This is a genomic window from Alteromonas infernus, assembly GCF_902705815.1.
The window spans coordinates 44,831-68,872 of the sequence record NZ_CACSIG010000056.1; the positions used below are offsets into that span (position 1 = coordinate 44,831).

The 24,042-nt window shown below is 46.8% G+C and carries 13 protein-coding genes and 4 pseudogenes; 8 read left to right on the forward strand and 9 right to left on the reverse strand.

The genetic code is table 11. The annotated features are described in order from the left end of the window. The first annotated feature begins 101 nt into the window (after window positions 1-101). The gene (locus tag ACX5J7_RS14105) at window positions 102-1,028 is read left to right on the forward strand and encodes a Dyp-type peroxidase (RefSeq protein ID WP_278384096.1); all 927 of its coding nucleotides are present in this window, start codon (window positions 102-104) and stop codon (window positions 1,026-1,028) included. A gap of 70 nt (window positions 1,029-1,098) precedes the next feature. Here ACX5J7_RS14105 and ACX5J7_RS14110 read toward each other — a convergent pair whose 3' ends face one another. The 4 genes from ACX5J7_RS14110 to ACX5J7_RS14125 all read right to left on the reverse strand — a co-directional run bounded on the left by ACX5J7_RS14110 (window position 1,099) and on the right by ACX5J7_RS14125 (window position 5,392). Continuing rightward, complete coding sequence (locus ACX5J7_RS14110) at window positions 1,099-2,175, reverse strand: adenylate/guanylate cyclase domain-containing protein (RefSeq protein ID WP_020745240.1); 1,077 nt, start codon at window positions 2,173-2,175, stop codon at window positions 1,099-1,101. Window positions 2,176-2,351: 176 nt separating this feature from the next. Continuing rightward, window positions 2,352-3,632: a glutamate-1-semialdehyde 2,1-aminomutase gene (gene hemL / locus ACX5J7_RS14115; RefSeq protein WP_071968108.1), complete on the reverse strand. Its 1,281-nt coding sequence runs from the start codon at window positions 3,630-3,632 to the stop codon at window positions 2,352-2,354. A 4-nt stretch (window positions 3,633-3,636) separates the two neighbouring features. Next, window positions 3,637-4,650, reverse strand: a complete 1,014-nt coding sequence (locus tag ACX5J7_RS14120; protein ID WP_012516994.1) for an aspartate carbamoyltransferase — start codon at window positions 4,648-4,650, stop codon at window positions 3,637-3,639. A 130-nt stretch (window positions 4,651-4,780) separates the two neighbouring features. Then, window positions 4,781-5,392 (reverse strand): TetR/AcrR family transcriptional regulator, encoded by a 612-nt coding sequence (locus tag ACX5J7_RS14125; protein WP_498707350.1) that lies wholly within the window; start codon window positions 5,390-5,392, stop codon window positions 4,781-4,783. Window positions 5,393-5,571: 179 nt separating this feature from the next. Between ACX5J7_RS14125 and ACX5J7_RS14130 the strand changes: the two genes are divergently transcribed. The 3 genes and pseudogenes from ACX5J7_RS14130 to ACX5J7_RS14140 all read left to right on the forward strand — a co-directional run bounded on the left by ACX5J7_RS14130 (window position 5,572) and on the right by ACX5J7_RS14140 (window position 10,739). Next, window positions 5,572-6,711 carry an efflux RND transporter periplasmic adaptor subunit gene (locus ACX5J7_RS14130; RefSeq protein WP_278384092.1) on the forward strand — a complete coding sequence of 380 codons (1,140 nt, stop codon included), beginning with the start codon at window positions 5,572-5,574 and terminating at the stop codon, window positions 6,709-6,711. Continuing rightward, window positions 6,711-9,858 (forward strand): annotated as a pseudogene (locus ACX5J7_RS14135) (efflux RND transporter permease subunit). The gene ACX5J7_RS14130 and the pseudogene ACX5J7_RS14135 overlap by 1 nt, the downstream one beginning before the upstream one ends. 164 nt (window positions 9,859-10,022) lie before the next feature. Further along, window positions 10,023-10,739, forward strand: a complete 717-nt coding sequence (locus ACX5J7_RS14140) for a DUF2982 domain-containing protein (protein WP_012516998.1) — start codon at window positions 10,023-10,025, stop codon at window positions 10,737-10,739. On the opposite strand, the pseudogene ACX5J7_RS14145 reads toward ACX5J7_RS14140, so the two are convergent. Then, window positions 10,736-13,865: pseudogene (locus tag ACX5J7_RS14145) on the reverse strand (hybrid sensor histidine kinase/response regulator). The gene ACX5J7_RS14140 and the pseudogene ACX5J7_RS14145 sit on opposite strands and share 4 nt — an antisense overlap. A 317-nt stretch (window positions 13,866-14,182) precedes the next feature. Here ACX5J7_RS14145 and parC point away from each other — a divergent pair. The 4 genes and pseudogenes from parC to ACX5J7_RS14165 all read left to right on the forward strand — a co-directional run bounded on the left by parC (window position 14,183) and on the right by ACX5J7_RS14165 (window position 19,242). Further along, window positions 14,183-16,469: pseudogene (gene parC, locus ACX5J7_RS14150) on the forward strand (DNA topoisomerase IV subunit A). Window positions 16,470-16,532: 63 nt separating this feature from the next. Beyond that, a complete protein-coding gene (locus ACX5J7_RS14155; RefSeq protein ID WP_474372268.1) occupies window positions 16,533-17,072 on the forward strand; it encodes a heme NO-binding domain-containing protein in 540 nt (179 codons plus the stop codon). A gap of 9 nt (window positions 17,073-17,081) precedes the next feature. After that, complete coding sequence (locus tag ACX5J7_RS14160) at window positions 17,082-18,926, forward strand: putative bifunctional diguanylate cyclase/phosphodiesterase (RefSeq protein ID WP_498707351.1); 1,845 nt, start codon at window positions 17,082-17,084, stop codon at window positions 18,924-18,926. Then, window positions 18,907-19,242 carry an EAL domain-containing protein gene (locus ACX5J7_RS14165; RefSeq protein WP_498707387.1) on the forward strand — a complete coding sequence of 112 codons (336 nt, stop codon included), beginning with the start codon at window positions 18,907-18,909 and terminating at the stop codon, window positions 19,240-19,242. Before ACX5J7_RS14160 ends, ACX5J7_RS14165 begins: the two co-directional genes overlap by 20 nt. 115 nt (window positions 19,243-19,357) lie before the next feature. On the opposite strand, the gene ACX5J7_RS14170 is transcribed toward ACX5J7_RS14165, so the two are convergent. The 4 genes and pseudogenes from ACX5J7_RS14170 to ACX5J7_RS14185 form a co-directional block, all read right to left on the reverse strand. Next, window positions 19,358-20,170: a DUF1338 domain-containing protein gene (locus tag ACX5J7_RS14170; RefSeq protein ID WP_498707352.1), complete on the reverse strand. Its 813-nt coding sequence runs from the start codon at window positions 20,168-20,170 to the stop codon at window positions 19,358-19,360. A 115-nt stretch (window positions 20,171-20,285) separates the two neighbouring features. Beyond that, on the reverse strand, window positions 20,286-21,755 hold the full coding sequence (gene astD / locus ACX5J7_RS14175) for a succinylglutamate-semialdehyde dehydrogenase (RefSeq protein ID WP_278384077.1): 1,470 nt from the start codon (window positions 21,753-21,755) through the stop codon (window positions 20,286-20,288). Window positions 21,756-21,768: 13 nt separating this feature from the next. Further along, window positions 21,769-22,806, reverse strand: coding sequence for an arginine N-succinyltransferase (gene astA, locus ACX5J7_RS14180; protein WP_012517005.1), 1,038 nt, complete (start codon window positions 22,804-22,806; stop codon window positions 21,769-21,771). A gap of 20 nt (window positions 22,807-22,826) precedes the next feature. Then, window positions 22,827-24,034 (reverse strand): annotated as a pseudogene (locus ACX5J7_RS14185) (aspartate aminotransferase family protein). Window positions 24,035-24,042 lie beyond the last annotated feature (8 nt).

Genomic DNA, 24,042 nt, shown 5'->3' on the forward strand with positions numbered 1-24,042 from the left:
GAAATGGTTTTCAATCTTGAATCAGTAGTCATAACGTAAGTAGGGTTCATTTTACGCGAGTAGCGAATTTTACAAAGACGTCAATAATAACAAGAGCAGCGATGACACAACCACAAAAAGGCCTCTGCGCTGAGCCAAATTTACATGCACAGTACTTGTTACTGAATGTCATTGACGATGATAGTCAAGCGGTGCGCGCTAAACTCTCTCGCGTGCTGGATATTTTCGAGCATTTCGAAAATGAGCATTATGAAGCCATGGTGACAGGGGTCGTTGCGATTGGCACTAACTATTGGACAGAGGTATACCCTGGCCTCATCCCTATAGAACTTGCCCCTTTCCCTGATATGCAGTGTGAAGATAGAAGCGCGCCGACCATGCCATGCGATCTGTTTATTCAAATTCGCGCTGACCGGTTAGATATCTGCCATGCGGTGGGTATTGAAGTGATGGATCTATTGCGTATTCACGTTGAGCTAGTGGAGCAAATTCGCGGCTTTAGATACTTGGATGGACGGGATCTCAACGGGTTCTTATACGGGGCCGATAATCCCCGGGGTATGAAGCGCCGTAAAGTCGGTATCATTGGCGAAGACGACCCTGATTTTAGCGGTGGTAGCTACGTTCATATTCAGCGTTATCGACATGATTTACGTCGCTGGAATAGCCTTTCAAGTCGACAGCAAGAACAAGTGATGGGGACGACCCAAGAGCATAACTTGGTAAGCAGTGAGCAATCCGAATCATCCCATAGTGTTAGAGCGAGCACCGTCGCCCCCGATGGCGATGAGCCTAGGTTAATTAAACAAGGCATGCCTTATGGGGATATGGCATCACAAGGCTTGTTCTTCGTTAGTTGTAGTGCAAGCGCTCGGCCATTTAAGCAGATGCTTCATAGCCAAATTTATGGCAACGGAGAAGGGGATTACGATCGTTGGTTAGACTTTACCAGTGCAGAGACAGGCGCAGCTTTTTTTGCGCCATCAATAACCTTTATTCGTCAGCAAGCCAAGCTATCAGATGTCTAACGTGAAGTATAATAACTAAACTTTCAAAAAAGGGCCTGCACGTGAAGTAGGCGGTACTTTGAAAACACCGTTAAAGCACTAATGCACCGTCCCAATCATGTTTAAGATCTAAACTTCTATAAATTCGGCATACATCAAGGTGATGATGTACAAGTGAGTCATCAGGGCTAATGGCTAGGGCTGTCTCGAAAAAGGCAATGGCCTCTTCCCATTGTTGATTAATTCTGCATGCTAAGCCAGCAGCAACCTTAGTTTGTACGGCCAGCTTTTTAGCTTGCTCTTCCTCTGATAGGTGACTTAACACCTCGTATATCTCAATCGGGGCTTTGCGGCCCTTAACTCTAACCCAATCCAGTAACCGAGTTTTTACTGGATAGCCGGGGCCTATAATTTGAAGTAGTTGTGCGCTTACAATAATATCGGCCTGGTATTTAGGGGTTAGCGCCTCTAATCGTGAAGCAATATTCACACTATCGCCGATAACGGTGGTATCCATTCTATCTTCAGAGCCTACAGTACCCATAATAACGGGGCCAAAATGAATACCAATTCCCATATTGATGGGTTCGTAACTGCTGTTTTTTCTATGCCCGTTGTAGATGGTTAATGCTTTGCGTAAATCAAGGGCAGCTTGAACGGCATCCAAGGCTTTTTGCTGAGATGTACCGCCTTGATGGTCGAATAACGCCATAATGGCGTCACCCATAAACTTATCAATAAAACCGCGGTTTTGGTGAATAGGGTCGTTCATTCGGGTGAAGTAAGAATTGAGGAAGTTCATCAATTCCTGGGGGGTTATCCTTTCAGAGAAACCGGCAAACCCGCGGATATCACAAAACATAATGGCAACATCGTTTTCAGCAGCATAGCCGAGGCCGAGCGAGTCCACTTCAGTGTTCGCCATGTGTTCAACGAATTGCCTAGGTACAAATTTTTGGAAGGTTTGGTTGAGCTCTAACGCTTCGTCAGCAGCAGCTTGAAAACGTGCTTCGTCGGCTGCTTGAAGGGTAGCGACCCGAGTACTTGCACTGCGAGAGAGCGCTTTTTTTAGACGGTACTTAAAGCGTCTGCTGCGTCTGATATACAGGAAAGTAATTGCCGTGCTGTAAATTACAAGTGCGCATAGTGCGCTTGTCTGCCAATCCATTGTTAACCACACCTTTCAACTTCTTATAAATATAGAGCTACTAGGGATAGCCCAAAAGGAATTTAAGATACGTTTAAGAAAAGTATAAAGAAGAGAACGGCACTAGCACATTACTTTTGATTACATTTACATTCTGCTAGCGCCGGACTTTTATTAACAATTAAGAGGACATTAACTTATAGCGTTGAGAATACCTTGTCTGCCGCAGCAAGCGTCTTCTCAATAACTTCAGCGTCGTGGGCTTTTGAAACAAAACCTGCTTCATAAGAGGCAGGTGCCAGGTAGACGCCTTGTTCTAACATACCGTGGTAAAACTTATTGAACTGTTCGGTATTACAGTTAATGGCCTGCTTATAGTTGGTAACTTTCTCTACGTCAGTAAAGAATATCCCAAACATACTGCCCGCAATATTAGTAGTTAGGCTAATATTGTGCTTATCTGCTAGGGCTTGGAAACCGTCCACCAAAGCTTGGGTGTTTTCAAAGATAGAGTCGTACAGGCCTGGCTGTTTAATTTGCGTCAATGCGGCAAGGCCTGCAGCCATAGCAACTGGGTTACCTGACAATGTGCCCGCCTGATAGACTGGGCCAGTTGGGGCAATGTGGGTGATAATATCGCGGCGTCCACCGAAGCAGCCCACCGGCATACCACCACCAATCACTTTACCTAAACAGGTTAAGTCAGGTTTTACGTTGAAGCGCTCTTGCGCGCCGCCGCGAGAAACGCGGAAACCAGTCATAACCTCATCAAAAATCAAAACGCTGCCGTATTGGTCACAGATAGCGCGTAGCCCTTCTAAAAACCCTTCTACAGGCGGAATGCAGTTCATGTTACCGGCTACAGGCTCAACAATAATGCACGCGATATCATCGCCGTGAGTTTCGAAAATCTCTTTTACGCTGTCTAGGTTGTTATATTCAACGGTAAGCGTGTGCTCTGCCACGTTTGCCGGCACGCCAGGGGAGCTAGGAACGCCAAGAGTGAGCGCGCCAGACCCCGCTTTTACCAACAATGAGTCGGCATGACCGTGGTAACAACCTTCAAATTTCACAATCTTGTTTCTGCTGGTGTAACCACGAGCAAGGCGAATAGCTGACATGGTGGCTTCAGTACCTGAATTTACCATGCGTACCATTTCCATAGATGGCACCATTTCGCTTACCAATTCAGCCATAATTACTTCGGCTTCAGTTGGCGCGCCGAAAGAAAGGCCACTGTAAGATGCCTCTATGACTGCTTCGCGAATTGGGGCGTTGTTGTGGCCAAGGATCATTGGGCCCCAAGACTGGATGTAGTCGATGTATTGCTTGCCATCCGCATCCCACATGTAAGCGCCGTCTGCTTTAGTAATAAAGCGAGGAGTACCGCCCACCGCCTTAAAAGCGCGAACAGGTGAATTTACGCCACCGGGAATGGTTTTTTGGGCGCGGGTAAATAGGGCTTCAGATTTTTGCATGTAATTACTTACTCTTGTTGCTGTACCAAACCACATCGCGTTCGTACTTGGTGAGAAGGTTTTCTACCCCAAGTGTTAATGCAAATAATGCCATTCTCACAAGCACACCGTTATCGGTTTGCCTAAAAATGGCGAGGTTCGGATTAAGGTTTAGATCGTTATCTAATTCGTTGGCTTCCATACGTGAATCGCGAGGAAGTGGATGCATAATAACGGTCTTTGACTGAAAGTGTTTGGTGTAAATAGACTGATTAAGTCTAAATTTACCACGGTATTTGTTGGCTTCTTCTTGTGATGGAAAGCGCTCTTCCTGAATGCGGGTTTGATAGCAGATATCTGCATCCATATTCCCTTCAAGGGTGTCAGTAATGGTAAGTTGGTGGCCGGCATTTTCAATCGCATCAATGATGGGCTGGGGCATCGCCAGCTCTTTTGGCGAAATAAGCGTAAAGCGGATATTGTTAAACAAGCACAAAAGGCGCGATAGAGAGTGTACCGTGCGCCCGTATCTTAAGTCCCCAATCATGGCAATGTGCAAACCGTCAATACCGTGACCATTGTATTCCAATTCCCGTTTAATTGTGAAAAGGTCAAGCAGCGCCTGAGTAGGGTGCTCGTTCGCGCCGTCGCCCCCATTGATTACCGGTACGCGGCTGCCTTCTGCAAACTCAGCTACGGAGCCTGCCGCGGGGTGGCGCATGGCGATAATGTCGGAGTAGCCGCTTAACACACGTGCCGTATCGTAAAGCGACTCCCCTTTTGCTAGCGCCGAACTCGACATGCCGGTAGTTTCTCTTACCTCGCCGCCTAATAGATTAAAGGCAGTCCCGAAACTCACTCGGGTACGAGTGCTAGGTTCAAAGAAAAGGTTACCGAGAATAGCGCCATCAAGCACCGTGGTGCGCTTTTGCCGCGTGGCATAGGGCTTCATAGAATTGGCAACTGAGAAGACTTTCTCAATGGCCTCGCGATCGAATTGATTAACCGAAAGAATGTGGTTACCGGTAAAGTCAGACATGCGCTTCTCAATCATCAACGAAAACGGCGCTAGTGTATAATACCCCTTCATACAAGTCATTAGGGCACAGGCATCTTTACCCTACGTTTTTTACGCTATGTACGAGGCAGATGTGGCTTTTAACATATCATTACAGGGAACTACCTGAGCCGGATTGCTGCGTATAATGTGTAAAGAGTAAAAGAATTTTTTCCGCTGCTTGTGCAACGTGTGACTGAATTTCTTCATTCGAAAGTGGCGATTGAATGCCACAAAGCATCATGGTGTGATAATCACCTTTTAACAACGAGCAATAGTCACACGCTAGCTGGTGAGCGAGGTCGTGATTTAAGCTGCCTCGACCAAACGTCTCAATCACATCGCTTAATGTCTCAAGTGACGCTTCAGGGCCAGCCTGATAAAACAGCGTTGCGACATGGGGGTTGTTTACTGCCTCTGCAATGATGACGCGAAAAATGGCGATGGCGTCTGGGTCTTGCAACAATCGCATAAACTGATGGCCTACTTTTTGTAAACATTCAAATAGTGAAAGGGCGTTTGAGGTTGCGTTGATAAGTTGCTGGGTATCGAGCTGATATGACCGGCATTTCGAGGTAATTGCCGCCTTAAATAAAGCGTCTTTGCTTTCAAAGTGGGAATAGACCGTTTGTTTAGATACACCAGAGGCCTTCGCGACGGTGTCCATTGAGGTGTTAGCGAACCCTTCTTTCAAGAAAAGGCGAGAAGCCGCATGCAAAATCATGTGATATTTTTCTTCACTCTTTGGTCGACCTTGCTTTTTTATCGTAGGCAATGCACTTCTCACTATTTGTTAAATATTTATATATCAAACTGGACGGTCTAGTATTAATATACTAGCATAGCTCAATAAGTATGCAAATGTGGTCTAGAGCGTGCTCTAGAATAGTTAAGGGATTCATTATGTCAGCTGCGGCGTCGCCTGCTAAAAGTGGCAAGCTAATACTCGTTATTTCTATTGTCGTGTTTATTGCAGCTCTGGTTGTACTTCTTATGACCGCAGGCTTAGGCAACGCAACGCAAGCCCCAGAAGCACGATTGCCTGTTGCCGTATCCACAGGCACCATCAAAATACAATCGGGTTTCGAAACACCAATTAATGTCTTTGGCCTGGTTGAATCGCCTAAAGCTGCATCCCTGTCTTTTGACGTGGCGGGTCAAGTCACCACACTACTTGTTGAAGAGGGAGATGTGGTTAGCCAAGGCGACATCTTAGCGCGACAAGATTTACAGCGCCTCAATGCGAGAAAGCGCGAACTTCAGGCCTCTCTTGAACGCGCTAACGCCGACCTGGCACTTGCTCAAGTTAACAGTGATAGAACGACATCACTGGTTGAGAGAAAGCTGGAGTCAGCGCAGCGTCTTGACGAGGTAAAAGCCAGCCTGAATGTCGCAAAAGCGCAGGTTAGCGAAATCAAGGCTGCGCTGAATTCCCTTAATGTTGAAATGCGCAAAGCCACACTTATTTCTCCTTTTGACGGCGTAGTCAATCGCCGTTTTTTAGATGAAGGCAGTGTCGTAAACGCTGGAAGCCCTGTGTTTGGGCTCACTAGTATCGAGAACTATCAAGCGCGGTTTGCTGTTCCAGCCGACGTTATTGATCAGTTTGAGGTGAATGAGCCCGTTCTTGTAAAAGTCGGTGACATAAACGTAGCAGGTACTGTCACGCAGCGTCTTCCCATTCGCAACGTGCAAACCAGAACTGTTGATATTCTTGTCACATTGAACAGTAACGAGCGAGTTCGACCTGGCGATATGGCTATTTTATCTGGCTTTCGTTCTCATACAGAGACCGGAGCTTGGTTGCCAGTTAATGCGTTAAGTAACGGGCTACGCGGGTTGTGGCGTGTGTTTGTATTATCAAATAAGAAAAATACCACCCTAGAAGCGCGTATTGTTGAAGTGGTGTATACCGACGGCAATAATGCGTTTGTTCGCGGTGCGCTCAAAGACGGCGAAATTTATGTCAATGAAGGCACTCATAAGCTGGCTCCCGGGCAAATGGTGTCTATTCCAAGCCAGCATAAAGCTGGGGCGCGCTAGTGAAAACCTTCAACTTTGATAAAGACAAATCGTACCCGTGGTACACGCTTTTTTACCGCCGAGGACACCTGTTGGTGTTAAGCCTGCTTATTCTTATAACCGCTGGCCTTTCCGCCTTAGGCTCACTTCCACGTATAGAAGATCCACGAATAGATACCCGAAATGCACTTATCATAACGCAATATCCAGGTGCTTCAGCTGAACGAGTAGAAGCCTTAGTGAGTGACGTACTTGAAGATAGGCTAAGGGAAATCTCCGAAATTAAGGAAGTAAAGTCTACCTCTCGCGCAGGTATTTCAATCATTTTAATTGAAACGCAAGACTGGATTAACAATACCAGTAACGAGCAACTTTTCAGTGAAATTCGCGATGCGATTGGGGCGGCAGCGGAATTATTCCCGGAAGGTGCAATGGCGCCTATCTTCGATGAAAAGCGCGGGGCTACCGCATTCACCTTACTGCTTTCTGTTCGCGCCGAACACTTTGAAAATACACCTATTACGCTAACCGCCCGCCTAGCCCAAGAGCTCACCGACAGGCTGCGTAACGTAAGTGGAACCGAATTGGTTCGCGTCTATGGCGCGCCTGAAGAGGAAATAAGCGTTAATATCGACCCAATTAAACTTGCAGCCACCGGCCTCAACCTGCAGCAGGTCAGTGCGTTAATTCGTCGCGCCGACCCTAAGCTTCCCGCAGGCATGCTAAACACACAACAAAGCAATTTGCGTTTTACCGTGGGTGAGGGGCTTAACGGCGTAAATATGATTGCTTCAATTCCTTTGGTTAACCAGCAAGGCCGCTATTTACGTGTCGAAGACGTTGCTACGGTAGAGCGAGGCTACAAAACGCCACGCAATGAAGTGGCCTTTTTAAACGGTGAAGAATCAATTTTTGTTGCGGCGCGAATGCAGCCTTCTCTTCGCTCGGATGTATGGACGAAAAACGCGCTAGCGGTGGTGGAGCAGTTTAACCGGGATTTTAGTGGTACTTTAACGGCCACTGTGGCGTTTGAGCAAAATGAGTACACCGCCACTCGCCTAGCCGACTTATCTATGAATCTGTTGATGGGTTGTGCAGTAGTCATGCTGGTTATTTTGCTTTTCATGGGCTTTCGCGCTGCGTGGATTGTGGGGCTTGCATTACCTTTGTGCGCGGCGTTTGCGTTATTTTCGTTAAGTTTTTACAACGAGCAAATTCACCAGATGTCTATTTTCGGCATGATCATCGCCATCGGCTTGCTTATAGACAACGCGATTGTTATCACCGACGAGATACGCATTAATTTGCAAGATTCGAATTTAACGCGGGTTGGGGCTATGGCGAAAAGTGTGTCTCACTTATTTGCTCCCCTTTTAGCGTCAACCCTTACCACTATCTTGGGCTTTATGCCTATCTTTTTGCTAGACGGAAACATCGGTGATTTCGTAGGGCCAATTGCGATAAGCGTGGTCATGGCGTTAATTGGTTCGCTGTTCATTTCCCTTACGATAATTGCTGCGCTTGCCGCCCGTTTCTTACCAAAACACGATGGTGAATCTGCACAGGGCATGGCGTCGCAATCATGGTGGAAAGTGGGCCTTCAAGCACCGAATCTCAGTCTTGCGTTTAAACGGCAGCTTGGCCGATGGATTAAACAGCCTGTTTTAGTGTTGCCTGTTATTGCAGTGCTTTGCTTGTCGGGGTTCGTGCTATCGGGAACCTTAGCCAACGTGTTCTTCCCAAGTGCCGACAGAGATCAGTTTGAAGTGTATTTGTGGACGAAAGAGGGAAGCAGTCTCGACAATACCACCGCCTACGTTAAAAAAATTGATAGCGCGATACGCGCAGAGCAAAGTGTAAAGCAAGTAAGTTGGCTGGTGGGCGGCTCGGCCCCTTCAGTGTATTACAATCAAATGATGACCCGCGATAACATGCCGTATTTTGCTAATGCGGTGGTATCGACTGATACCTTAGAAGATGCGGTCAACCTTGTAGGCAAGTTACAGCGAGACCTTGATATTGCCTATCCGAAAGTACAAATTGTTGTTCGCGCCTTTGGTCAAGGCCCGCCTATAGCGGCGCCGGTGGAAGTAGAGATCTTTGGCCCAGACCTTAACATCCTAAACGACCTAGGGGATAAGGTGCGCATGTTGATGTCACAAGTAGACGGTATTTCTCAGTCAACTGCCAGTATCTCTATGGGCGAGCCAGAATTAAAAATTAACGCTGATAGCGACAACTTATCGTATTTAGGTTTGACTCTGTCTGAACTTGCCAATCAAATGCAGATTAACTTTTCGGGAATAACTGGCGGCTCGGTGTTAGAAAGCACAGAAGAGATCCCTGTTCGCGTTAGGCTTGATGAGGCATTTAGGCAAAATGTAACGGGCGTCGATGCTATGCCTATTCCAGTGGCCGGTGACAACGCTATTTCTTGGTCGCCGCTTGCCGCCGTAACGCATTTGTCGCTACAGCCTGCTACTAGCAGTATTACCCGAGTCGATGGAGAGAGGCTAAATAGAATTCAGGCATTTTTATTACCCGGCGTACCGGCCATAGATGCCAGTAATCATTTGCGTGACTTGTTAGAAAGCCGTCTCATTCTGCCCGAGGGCTATCGAATTCACTTAGCGGGAGATGCCGACGAGCAACAGCAGGCGCTAGGTAAGCTTGCCACCTATGCTCCGGTGCTATTGGTGTTGATGGTAACCACGTTAATCTTAACGTTTACCAGTCTTCGTTTGGCTGGCGTTATTGGCCTAGTGGCCATACTGTCGGTGGGGTTGGGTATGTTTAGCTTATGGATTTCTGGTTTACCCGTAGGCTTCAATCCGCTACTTGGCTGCGCCGGGCTTATTGGTGTTGCTATTAATGGGTCTATCGTGGTGATTGCCGCGATAAACGCCAACCCAAAAGCGAAGCAGGGCGACACTAAAGCTATTGTTGAAGAAACCATGAGCTGCAGCCGTCATATTCTGTCGACGACCTTTACCACGGTGGGGGGGCTTAATTCCTTTATTACTCTTTAGCGAAGGGAGCTTCTGGCCGCCGTTGGCAGTGGTGCTGGCAGGGGGCGTTGGGTTCTCTGTGATATTGTCGTTAGTTTTTACCCCTACCATAGTGGCGGCGTTTCAAAGATATCGATATAGAAATCACACATTGGCATAATTTTACGGTTAAACTATCCCTTTTTACTAAACGTATAAGTTAGGCTTATTAGCGTATGCGAAAATCAAACCCCTTATTGCGCTGGTGGCATACTGACTGCGTAAAATGTAAGCGCATAAGACTTTATATCGTTTGGGCCATAATTATGTTGGTGGTGTATCTCTATGTCTGGCACTAGTGTTGAACCTATCTATATTCGAGCAGCGTCTAAAAGTAACGGCATTACCAGTTTAGTGCTGGGATGCGTGGGGCTTATTGCTGCCGCGTTATGGCTGGCTTTCTTACCCGATTGGTTATTTTTAGCGGGCATCTTCCTAACCAGTGCGGCGCTCGTGTGTTTATTAGTCGGCTACTTCAAAATTCGCGAGCCAGACTACAGCTTAGAGATTGCGAAAGACTACATCACTTATCGCCACCGTTTAGGCAGTTGGCGCATCCATTGGGAGAACTTACAGCGGGCCGATTGCCCTCGCGTTAGGCATGGTTTAGACCATATCCCTCTTGAAACCATAGGGTTTAAGATTAAAAGTTATACAGACTTTTTAAATACCATTTCGCCAAGACTAGCGACCCATTTGTTGATGGAGCAACGGCCTTTGCTTATGCAAAATACCGATGAAAACTGTGCCTCAGGCAGTTGCTATGAACAATCGATGTTTGATGATAAACAGTACGTTATGGAAGACGGCACCGTTATAAAAGGGATTAAAGCTATGCTGGCTCATCGCATGGTTGAGCTAAGAAAGCGTCTTGGTTTTGATATTTTTATTGCCAGCTCAGAGCTTGACCGCGATGTGGGTGAATTCGCCGCACTTATAGCCCAATGCCAACAGGCGAGGCAGAGTATTGAAACGCAGGCTACGGTGCACGTTCAAGATTAGAACGTGCCATTATGGTTGATGCTTTCTCTTATCACCTTTTTGGCTTCTTCGAGTAGGGCTGGTAAATGTTCATCGACCATGGCATGTTGTCCTAATTTAAGCGCGCTCTCAGTTTCATTGACCAAATGTTGCATTCTTGGTAGACCCGTGTAGCAACACGCGCCGTGAAGCTTATGCACCTCTGCTTTAAGCGCGTTGTAATCTTTTGCGTTCCATAGTGCTGAAAGGGTATCGATCGTCTCTGGAAGCTGCGCAATAAAGCTATCAAGCATCTCTTTAGCCGTATCCTGATTCTGATTGGCACGCTTTAAGGCAAGCTGCCAGTCGATAGAAGGGAATACAATCTCTCCCGGCTCAATACTGTGGCACCACGATTTAATTAAGGTGATCAGCAGGTCAACTTCTATGGGCTTAGGCAAGTAGTCATCCATTCCTGATGCCAGCAGTCGGTCTTGCTCTTCTTTGAACGCATGGGCGGTTACTGCCACAATAGGGGTGCCCATATTTAATGGCGATTTTCTAATTTCTCTGGTGGCCTGCACGCCATCCATACCCGGCATTTGCACGTCCATTAAGATAAGGTCAAATTCTTGTGTTTGGCACTGATTTACTGCGTCTTGCCCATTGATGGTAGTAATCAGCTCAATAGGGGAGTGGTCAAGCCAAGTATGTAGGAGCTTAAGGTTCATTTCCATATCGTCAACGGCTAAGACCTTCACTTTGGGCAAGCTTTCAATTTTCTCAATCATCGCATTTTTAGCCGGTGTCACTTTACAATGAACCAAACTATCGAGTTTAGTTAACGTCATTGGCATGCGCACTTGTGAATGGAAGTGTTGCGAGAGGCTAGGGTATTGAGCGAATGGCTCTGGACCCGAGTACCAAAGAATGCGTTTTTGCGCGGGGAACTGAACAAAACGGCTAAGGTATGCATCTCGCAAGCTCATTTTGCTTACGGGCACGGCGGCCATAAAGAAATCATATTGACCAGTAAGTGTAGCCAAGTAATCTAGCGATTCTACCGAGATTACCTGCGCCCCCAAGATAGACAACATGTTAGCGCTTGCACGACGCGTTGCAGGCACGGGGTCAAAGATAACCACTTTTTTGCCTAGCCAGTCTTCATTGCTGCTTAGTGCGTATTTTTGACTTAACTGGGTCATACGAAGAGAAACGATAAACGTTGAGCCTTGGCCAAGTGCGCTTTTAAGGGTTAAGTCGCCGTTCATTAAGCGCACTAGTTCCCTGCTAATAACCAGCCCTAACCCCGTACCTTGGTAGTTGCGATTCAAGGCATCATCAACTTGCGAAAACGCGTTAAACAGCTTCTTTCTATCTTGGCGGCTAATGCCTATGCCCGTATCTTCGATAGTCATATTCACTTCGTGGATACCGTGGGGTAGTGCGCGGCCTCTCACTGAAAAGGTTATTGTACCGCTTGATGTGAATTTTAAGGCATTGCTTAGTAAATTGTTCAGCACCTGCTTGATGCGAAACACGTCGCCAATGAGTTTTTCAGGCAGCGGATGTAAATCAAAAACAAACTCAAGGTGTTTACTGTGAGAAGACTTCGCCATAATGGTGACCATTTCTTCTAGCAGTTTGTTAGGGGAGAAAGGCTGGTTATTAATGGTTAACTTACCCGCTTCAATCTTGGAAAAATCTAATACGTCATTGACGATAGTGAGCAGGTTATCGGCGGCGGTATTTACTATTCTTACTTGCTCTTGCTGATCCGTGGGCAGTGAAGCATTATTCAATTCTTTGCTGAAGCCTAAAATGGCATTGAGGGGCGTGCGAATCTCATGGCTCATGTTGGCAAGGAACTGAGACTTAACATTACTGGCTTTGATCGCGTCTTTTCGCGCAATATCTAAGCGGGCATTTTGTTCTTCAATAAGCTCAACATTGTTGCGCAGATCGTTGGTGGCCTGTTCGACTTCGCTTTCAAGCTGGCTTCTGCTCTTTTCCATAAGGGCGAACGAGAAGAGGCCGGCTTCAAGGAATACCCCTACTTGGAAACAGTAAGTGGTAAAGTCGTTGGAAGGGAGTACACCGATAAGGCTTAGCATTCCCACGATAGCGCCGGTGGCAAGCATACCCCATGCGAAGATGAAGTACCGGGCCGGTTTGAAGTTATTAAAGAAGGCTTCAAAGCCCGCATAGATATAGCTTAAAATGGCAACAAGCCCAACGCCATACACTAAATTGTTTTTCCAAATTGAAGGCAGTAGGTCAACGAAGCAAATAAGGCCGGTTAGCCCTTGGCAAATCAATAGCAATTTAATAATGGGGTGCGCAGTAGGGGAATGCCTATTCGTCTCCAAAAATGTCATGGTAAAGACCCCAGAACTGATACCAATAATCACAAAGATAAGCTCGGAATGACCGACTAGCCAAGAGGGAATTCCTTGGCTAAATACAAGCTGGATATGGCCGCCCCACACAAACTGCCATAAAAGCACCGCACCAATATAACCCACATAAGCAATCAGGCTTTTCTCTCGAACACCAAAGAAGAGGGCTAAATTGTAGATGGCGAGGATAAGTAACCCTCCATAAAAAAAAGCCCCACAGCATACTGTCGGCTTGGAAATAGCTGCTGTGAATAGGCTCTGCCTGAATGCGAAGTGGTGCGATTAAGCTAGATGAGCGGCTTTCAATGCGGATGTATAGGTCGACGGCGTCGCTATCAGACAGTTCAATACGAAAGGTCGGGACGCGAAAACGCTGCTCTTTTTGCGCTTTTCCCTGGTGACTTTGTTTTATGACTTTACCGTTTTTAACCAAATAAAAGTCAACGCTATCTAGTTGACTGAAGTTAATTGTAAATACCCAATCTTCTTCATTTGATACATTGGCTACAGAGGTAAGCAACCACATACCGTTGTTGCGAAAGCCAAAGTTAGGATTGTCGTGGGGATGCATCAAAAAGTCGTTTCGGCGCCTCGATACATCGCTAATGGTAAGTTGGTAGTCGGTTTCAAATAAAAAATACAGTGAATCAGACAAGTCTAGCGTACTTTCTTCATCGAAAAGTTGCTCGATATGCTGAGCATAAGCAGTGGAGGCTAAGCCGCTAGCTAAAAAAAAGAAAAGAAAAAAGAATACGCGAAAGATAGCCATGATTATCTGTACTTTTAACCGTTTAATTAGGATTTTTTGTTATTTTGGGATTGAATAGTGAAGGGCAAAATTCAATCTTCCCTATTTAACCACTCTCTTTGAAGAATAACAAAACAAACACTTATGCCGTAAATTGGGGTAAATATACTCAGCCAAAGCCGCGACATTTGGTTTGAAAGATTGCACACCATTGCGCTTTACCCCACAATAGCATTTAACGCTTCCGTGCTTTCACCTAGTGGTGCGCTAACAACGCGTGGAAGACCGCCGTATTATCACGAGCGCATTGGTATTAATAACAAAACGAAAAAATTATCATGAGTGACGAGATCATCATTAATCGCGATGGGGTAGAGCAACTTCCTCTTCGACGCTTCACCGAAGACGCTTATCTTAACTATTCCATGTACGTCATCATGGACCGGGCCCTGCCGCATATTTCTGACGGTTTAAAGCCCGTTCAGCGCCGCATCATTTATGCCATGTCTGATCTTGGCTTAAACGCAAGCGCCAAATATAAGAAGTCGGCCAGAACCGTCGGTGATGTATTAGGTAAGTTCCACCCTCACGGCGACTCGGCGTGCTATGAAGCTATGGTGCTTATGGCGCAGCCCTTTTCGTATCGCTATCCGCTGGTGGATGGCCAAGGGAACTGGGGGGCACCAGACGACCCTAAATCCTTTGCTGCCATGCGTTATACCGAAGCCAAGCTATCTCGTTTCGCCGAAGTCTTGTTAAACGAACTAGGCCAAGGCACGGTCGACTGGGTACCTAATTTCGACGGTACATTAGAAGAGCCAAGCGTTTTGCCTGCTCGTCTCCCCCACATTTTGTTAAATGGGGTAACGGGGATTGCGGTAGGTATGGCGACAGATATTCCGCCGCATAACGTTAGAGAGTTAGCTAATGCCTGCGCAATGCTGTTGGACAATAGTAAAGCCGAATTAAGCGATGTCCTTGCGCATGTCAACGGGCCAGACTACCCAACTGAAGCGGAAATCATTACGCCGAAGGCTGATATACAAAAGCTTTATGAGACGGGTAGAGGCTCTATTAAAATGCGCGCTGTATATAGCGAGGAAAGCGGTGACGTGGTAATTACAGCACTACCGCACCAAGCCTCGGGCGCAAAAATTCTCGAACAAATAGCTGCCCAAATGCAGGCTAAAAAGCTGCCTATGGTCAGCGACCTTCGCGATGAATCTGACCACGAAAACCCAACTCGATTGGTTATCACGCCTCGTTCAAATCGCGTTGATGTGACCCAGCTAATGCAGCATTTATTCGCTACAACCGACCTTGAGAAAAATTATCGGGTAAATCTGAACATGATAGGGCTAGATGGTCGCCCTCAGGTTAAAGATTTGCGCACCATTTTGACAGAGTGGCTTCAGTACAGAAAAGATACCGTAACGCGCCGCTTGCAATACCGCCTCGATAAAGTACTGGCTAGACTTCACATCCTTGAAGGTTTGTTAATTGCGTTTTTGAATATCGATGAAGTTATCGAAATCATTCGAACCTATGACAAGCCCAAGCCAGAGTTAATGTCTCGCTTTGGGCTGAGCGATAAACAAGCTGAGGCTATCCTTGAGTTAAAGCTTCGCCATTTAGCCAAACTAGAAGAAATGAAAATTAAAGGTGAGCAGGATGAGCTTGCCGCAGAGCGGGATAAGCTTCAGCAATTGCTAGGTTCAGACCGCCGTCTTAAAACACTCATTAAAAAAAGAAATTCTCGCTGACGCTGAAAAGTATGGTGATGATAGGCGATCGCCTATTGTGGAACGCGGTGAAGCGAAAGCTTTGTCTGAAAAGGAGCTGGTGCCGGCTGAATCGGTTACCGTTGTGCTTTCAGAAAAAGGCTGGGCACGCTGCGCGAAAGGGCACGATATTGACGCAGAGGGTTTGAGTTATAAAGCCGGTGACGGTTATTTATCTAGCGCAGAAGGCAAGAGTAATCAGCCCGCGGTATTTATGGATAGCTCGGGGCGCACCTTCTCGTGTGATGCACATGGGCTGCCATCGGCGCGCAGCCAAGGGGAGCCACTAACGGGGCGCTTTAGTATTGTCGGCGGTGAGTCCTTCCAGCATGCCATTATGGCACAAGACGACAGTAAGTTTCTGGTAGGTTCCGACGCTGGCTATGGCTTTGTTGGAACGTTTAAAGATATGGTGAGTAAAAACAAAGCGGGTAAAGCTTACCTATCGCTACCCACAGCGGCAAAAGTCATGAAGCCCACCCCCGTGACTAACCCTGATACCGACTGGTGCTTAAGTATTTCAAATGAAGGGCGCATGCTGATGTTCCCACTGCGTGATTTACCAAGCTTAGGCAAGGGTAAGGGTAACAAGCTTATTAATATTCCATCGGCGAAGTCACAGTCGCGAGAAGAATACGTCAAAATACTCACTGTAGTTCCGGATGGGGCGGCCATAAAAGTAGGTGCGGGTAAACGAAATATGACGTTAAGCGCTGAAGACCTGACCCATTATCAGGGGGAAAGAGGTAGAAGAGGGAATAAACTACCTAGGGGGCTACAGCGGGTTGATACCGTAGAAGTGGTTGTCGCTGACAAGGGTGAGGCGCCCGAAGATTTGGCATAAAGTTTAAGTTGTTCTTATGCTTAGGTGAACTACACTCAATTAAGGATTAAATGAGGATTTTACATGCTAGGCATAGTTTTTACGTCGTTAATCGATATGCTCGAGGAAAAAGTATCTCCTGAGTTCGCTGACGATGTCATCATGGAAGCTGAGTTAGAAAACGACGGCGCTTATACTGCAGTGGGCTACTACCCGTTTGAAGAAATGCAACGCTTACTTGGTGTGCTGGTGGAAAAAACGGGTAAGTCTGCTAATGAACTTTTATACGATTTTGGCTATTACCTGTTCGGCAAGCTTGCTACGGTTCACTCCGATGTGTTAGCTAATACGAATGGTATGCTAGATATGCTGATGCACCTTGACGGGGATATTCATGTTCAAGTCAAAAAACTCTATCCCGATGCCGACTTACCCCGGTTTAAAGTACTCTCTCGCACCGATACCGCTATGCGATTACAGTACTATTCAGAAAGAGAGTTATACCCCTTAGCTGAAGGTTTGATGGACGCCGCAGCCGCGCACTACAACTGCAAGCTAGAGCGGGAAACGCACCAACTTGATACGCCACATACTTACGAATTTAGTATTTCTCTCGTTTCATAGGAGTGTTCAATGGCTGATGATACATCCTCCAGCACGCCTTCACACGATCACGCTGCATTGCTTGAGCGGCGATTGAAACGGGAGCGCGCAGCACGAGAGCAGGCGGAAGCGTTACTCGTAGAGAAAATGGAAAGCTTGTACGAAACGCTTAAGCAAAGCCAAAATGCACAAAAGGATCTTGAACTAGCGCTTTGGGCTTCTCAGGAGTCGTTTTGGAGCTGGAAGGCGCAATGCGATAGGATGGAGATACGCTCGTTTTCTCTTCATTCTGAGAGTGTATCAACATGGTCTGGTACGTTAATTCAATTATTAGAACGTGTGCATGAAGACGACATAGAAGGGCTTCAGTTCCACTGGAGTATGGCATTACACGGTAAGCGCGATCGTATAGAGTTCTCTTTTCGCCTAAAGCTAGATGAAGACTTCCAGTGGGTAAGGTTGCGTGGGCGTGTTTTAGAACGTGGAAACGCCGGCGAAGCATTGCACATAGTTGGTACGACAAAAGATATCACGCAACAGCGCAAGGCTGAGCAATCCTTTCATTTGATGGCATCGGCTTTTGCTAGTTCGCGAGAACCTATGCTGGTGCTTTCGCCTGACCTTGTTATTACCGAGTGTAACGATGCTTTCATTCAGTTAATTGGCGCGATGGTGAAAGATCAATGGGTTGGTCTAGATTTTAACCATATATTTATTACCGAGAAAGTTGATAAAGCGCAGTTAGCTTCGGATAAGCAAGTGCGTTTCGAGTCTAAAATTAAGACACAAAGCGGAGAAATCAGAGTCGTTGATATTTCGGTGGCGCTATTTGAGACCTATCAGCAAACTTCTTATCTCATAGCTACTATGCGCGATATCAGCGATCGCAAACGCAACGAGGCCAGACTACGGCAGCTCGCTCTTCACGATGAGTTGACTGGGTTATCAAATCGAAACTTTTTACGGGAATCTATTACTGGCTTAGTAGAGAGCAAAAAACCTTTCGTTTTAGTATTTATCGATTTAGACGGCTTTAAAGCGATTAATGATAACGCAGGGCATGAAAGAGGCGATATCGAGCTACAGCGGGTCGGCGCACAGCTTACCGCCATGTTCGGGCCAATCGGTGAAGTCGGAAGGTGGGGGGGCGATGAGTTTATAGCGGTACTTCCTTCGCAAACATGTGAGAAAATAGCTGAAAAATCTCAGCAGCTTATTCACCACATCGAAGAAGACGTGATTAGCGTTAAATCTTCAGAGCTAAGGTTATCGGCCAGTATCGGCATTGCCGACTTTCCCGCGCACAGCGACAGCATAGAAGGCTTGATACAATGTGCAGATGCAGCGATGTATCGCGCAAAAGAGCTAGGGAAAGGGCAAGCTTTCATCTACGAGCCTGGGCTTTATGAAAGCATGACTCAGCAAGTGAGTATGGTGAATGATTTACGCAGAACCGTAGAAAACCATCTACTCGATTTTTATATTCAAGGCAAATACGACCTAAACGGAGAGTTAAAAGGGGGCGAGGTATTGTGCCGTTGGATATCGGGGTTGCACGGCGTGGTTTCGCCAGCTGTATTCATTCCCATAGCTGAAGAGCAAAAGCTCGACAGTGCTATTGGTCTACAGGCTTTAGAGGCGGCATGTGATTACATTTCTATTATGGAGTCGCAGCAAGGTGAGTCAATACCGCTGTCGGTGAATATTAGCGCCAACCAAATGCTTGATCCGAACTTTCCGCAGCAGGCGCTAAAGATTTGTATGAACAACAGTGTCTCCCCTGAATATATCGAGTTAGAACTAACAGAGTCGGTATTTATTCGGGATGAAAAAGCGGCGCTTAGGGCGTTAAACGCTGAAGGAAAATGGCTTTAGGCTCTCCTTAGACGACTTTGGTAGTGGTTTTTCATCGCTTAGCTATTTGCGCAGCTTTCAGTTTGAAGTGGTCAAGGTAGATAAAAGCCTGATTCAAGGCATACACTTAGATAGCAAAGCCAATGCACTGTTTAATGGCCTAATTGCCATGTTAAAGAGCCTGCAAATAGAGGTTGTCGCTGAAGGTGTTGAATTAGAGTCTTACTTACCTTTTATGCAACAAGCGGATATTCAGCTTATGCAGGGCTTTTACTTTGATAAACCTATGCCTTACGACCAGTTTCTTGCTAGGCATACATCGGAGCCTAACCGTTAGTACCAAGCCGCGACAACTCACTCTCTAAATTGCGTTGGAATGTATCAACGCTATTTAGGATGGGTCAGCGAATACAAAAAAAGCCCAACAATGGGCTTTTTTCACCACCCGTGGTTTATGCTATTTCGCATTCGTACTTTTCAAAGATTTTATCCGCCGATGCGGCAACAAAACCAGTATAAAGTTTACCGTCAGGCATTTCATAGCGCTGGGCAAATTCGTAGAAACAGCTTGGAATAGCCACAGTCTCATCGCTAAACGCGACGTCTGCGCGGTCGGCCATTGTCGAAGACTGAGCAAGATAAACCTCTGGTCCCCCCTTAATTTCACCGCCCGATGTGTTAAGTACAAATCCGGCTTCTTTAAGCAGGGTGTTCACATCAGCAAGCTCATTAGTGCGGGTTAAGTAGTTTACGCTTACCGTAAAATGGTTAGCACGAAAGCCCCAAGCTGCCATCCACGCCGCATATTCTGACTCATTTAACAGCGTGTCGTACTCAGCTTTAGAGACCTCCCAGTGCTTCCCTGAATACAGGAAGTTGTCGGCCTTTACCATTGAATCTGGCATTTGCTCTACAAGCTTTTTGATAATGGCTTGCGCTTGGTCTGAAAGCTCATCAACGCGAAGTTCACTAATAAACACTTTGGGCTTGGTATCGTCGGGGTGCTCAAAATGTTTGGCTGTGAGCTTTTTGGCTTCAAAGTTGTAGTCGCCTTTCGCTTCATATCCCAAAGCTAAGAAATGTGCTGCAAGCTTATCTAAGCGAGTTTTATCAAGGGCAAATGTTCTAAAAGCAACGTGGTCGTTAACGATATCGTTCGTGTTTTCTTCACCGGCTAATAGGGCATGTATTTTATGTGCTGAGGGAGTGATTGTTACGTAATCGTCCCACATATTGCTGAACAACGTATCTATGTTGCTATGCATGGTAGTAGGGTCCTTTCTGTCGTTGACTATTTTAAGGAATAGTTCGTATAAGCTAGGTGCGAAAATGGCCGAAGCGCACGGTGCTTCGGCCTTTTTAGATAACGTGAAGCTAGGCTTACATTGATAAACCTGGGCTTAACTTGCTTGGCATAGTGACTTTATCAAGCTCAACCGAAGCTACGGGGTATGCGCAGTAATCTGCTGCATAAAACGCGCTGGCTCTGTGATTGCCACTGTCGCCTACGCCGCCAAACGGCGCGGCACTGCTTGCGCCGGTAATGGGTCTGTTCCAGTTTACGATGCCCGCGCGGATACGCGCAAAGAAATAACGGTAATCTTCTTCACTGTCACCTAAAAGACCTGCCGACAAACCAAAACTGGTGTTATTGGCTTCTGCAATCGCGTCATCAAAGCTAGTGTAGCGAATGACTTTTAATAGCGGACCAAAGTGTTCTTCGTCAGGTAAAGAAGCAAGCATGTCAGTTACATCGATAATACCCGGCGTAGCAAAGCCTTTGCTTTCGTCTTGCTGCTCAAGACGTACCAATACTTTTCCGCCTAAGTTTTCAAGTTCTTGCTGTGCTTTCACCATGAGAGCTGCAGCACTACTTGAAATCATTGCACCCATAAATGGCTGCTCTTCAGCATCGTAATCGCCAACTTTAATATTTTTGGTTACTTCGATAAGGCGAGCAAGGATCTCGTCGCCTTTGGCGTCGGCTGGCAAGAACAAGCGGCGCGCACACGTGCAGCGCTGACCTGACGTGATGAAAGCAGACTGAACGATGTCGTGTACCGCAGCATCAACATCGGCTACGTCTTTTACGATTAACGGGTTGTTACCGCCCATTTCAAGGGCCAAGATTTTACCTGGGTGGCCAGCGAACTGTTCGTGTAAGATCCTTCCTGTGCGCGAACTTCCGGTAAAGAACAAACCGTCAATGTCATTGTGCGAAGCCAGGGCTTTACCCGTTTCCACTTCACCTTGGACAAGATTAAGTACACCGGCCGGAAGGCCTGCCGCATCCCACAGTTTCACCATTTCTTGTGCAACCATGGGCGTTAAATCGCTTGGTTTAAACACAACCGTGTTACCCGCGATAAGAGCAGGAACAATGTGTCCATTAGGAAGGTGACCCGGGAAATTGTAGGGGCCGAATACCGCTACCACGCCGTGAGGTTTGTGGCGAATAAAGGCTTTACCTACTGGCATTGGGTTTTCAACATTGCCGGTGCGCTCAAAGTAGGCCTTCTCAGAAATACCGATTTTGCCCATCATGGCGCCCACTTCCGTGGCCGTCTCCCACTCAGGTTTACCGGTTTCTTTTGCCATTACTTTGGCAAGGTGAGCTTTTGCTTCTTCAAGCTTTGCGCCGTAAATCTTAATAATTTCAAGACGCGCTTCAACCGTCTTCATGCTCCACGCTGGAAGTGCAGCACGGGCAGCGCTAATCGCGTCGTCGATTTGCTCTGCTGTGGCAGACTTGCCTTCCCAAATAATTTCATTTTTGGCGGGGTCAACTGAGGTTAGGTCGTGACCTTGTCCGGCAACCCATTCACCGTTTATAAAATGTGTATGTAGCATAGTGGGTGTCCTTTTAGTCTCTGTAGGTGACAGGGGCAAAGCGTACGTGTTCACCCTCTTTCACATTCAGTGCAGCAGCGGCCTGGCGAGAAAGCACGGCAACTTGCTTCTCTTCGCTTACCGTCATTTCGGTGGCTACTGCACGGAAATCAGATATAGATGTGTTAATAATGTAGTGCGTTTGCCCTAACGCAGCTGCGTTGTCGTCAATGAAAACCGGTAGTTTTACACTCGACTGTGCAGTGCGAATATGGCTTAGGTTCGCTTCAACCGTGGGGCCTGCGTCGAAAATATCTACGTAACCGCGGCAAGAAAAGCCCTCTTCCTCTAATAGCTGAAGGGCTGGGCGGGTTTTTTCGTGTACCTCGCCAATCACTTCTTGAGCTTCTTTACTCAGTAAATTTACGTAAATCGGGTATTTAGGCATAAGTTCAGCAATGAACACCTTGTTGCCAATACCCGTGAGGTAGTCGGCCGTTGGAAAGTCCATAGAGAAGAAGTGGGTCTCTAGCCATTCCCAAAACGGTGAACGGCCTTCTTCGTCACTTACGCCACGCATTTCGGCAATCACGGTTTCTGAAAAGCGCTCGCGATGTTCCATCATAAACAAGAAGCGAACTTTAGACAGGAAGCGGCCGTTAATACCGCCTCGCGCTTGCTCACGAAGAAAGAGGGTGCAGATTTCAGTGACACCGGTGTAGTCATTACAAAACGTTAAAATGTCTACCGTATTATGAATGTTTAGCTCGCGAGAAGCATGCACTACTTTACTTAAATGGTAGTGATAGAAAGCATCGTCAATACCAACTGCAGCTTCAATACCTGTCGTGCCCACAACCGTACCGGAAGTGGTATCTTCCATTACAAACAAGTATGACTCATCGCCAGGCTCGGTTACGTTAGGTTTGTTAAACGCAGTTTCTGCACGATCAATTTTGCGCTGTAGTAACTCGTCGTTAACGGGCAGTGACGTAAAGCCAATACCCGATTCAACGGCAATTTCTTTCAGCGCGTTATAATCGGCCTTTGTAATAGGGCGAATGATATTCATGTTCGCTACTCGTGTTGTAATTATTCGGCGTTTACAACGGCGGCAACGGCGCGCTCAAAACGTGCTAAACCTTCTTTAATGTCTTCATCAGGGATAACCAATGAAGGCGCAAAACGAATCACGTTCATACCGGCAACCAAGCACATTAAGTTTTCTTTCGTTGCTGCCATCATGAAGTCACGGGCGCGACCTTGGTATTTTTCATTTAGTGCACAGCCTAGCAGCATGCCTTGACCACGAACTTCTTCAAATACGTTGTATTTTTCGTTAATCGCACCTAAAAGCTCACGGAAAAGCGCTTCTTTTTAAGTACACCTTCAAGTACTTCTGGCTGATTAACGATATCTAATGCTTTTTCCGCAACCGCACAGGCCAATGGGTTTCCGCCGTACGTACTGCCGTGAGTGCCTGGTTTAAGGTGTGCGGCAATATCATTTGTAGTTAGCATGGCACCAATTGGAAAGCCGCCGCCTAACGATTTTGCTGTGGTAAGGATATCCGGTGTTACGCCAAGACCCATGTAAGCATACAGGTGGCCAGTACGACCAACGCCTGACTGGACTTCATCAAATATAAGTAGCGCGTTGTGCTTGTCGCATAGCTCGCGAACCCCTTTTACAAAGTCAGCGTCTGGTGGAATGATGCCGCCTTCGCCTTGCAATGGCTCCATCATTACCGCACAGGTTTTGTCAGAGATAAGTGCTTCAAATGCAGCGAGGTCGTTGTAATCACAATGGTCAACTGCGCCCGGCTTAGGGCCAAAACCATCAGAGTAAGCCGCTTGACCCCCAACCGTTACGGTAAAGAACGTACGGCCGTGGAAACCTTTATTAAACGCAATGATTTGGTTCTTATCTTCGCCGTGCTTGTCTAGCGCCCAGCGACGAGCTAACTTTAGCGCCGCCTCATTAGCTTCTGCACCTGAGTTCGCAAAATAAACTTTGTCGGAAAAGGTGGCATCGTTAAGCTTTTTAGCAAGGCGAAGAGCGGGTTCGTTGGTAAATACATTACTTAAATGCCAAAGCTTGCTGCCTTGTTCATTTAGTGCTTTAACTAGCTCAGGATGGCAGTGGCCTAAAACATTTACTGCGATACCGCCTGCAAAGTCGATGTACTCAGCACCCTCTTGATCCCATACGCGTGAACCTTCACCTCGAACAGGTACCATACCTGCTGGGTTATAGTTAGGAACCATTACATCATCAAATGTAGCGCGAGTTACGTTCATCTTTGTTA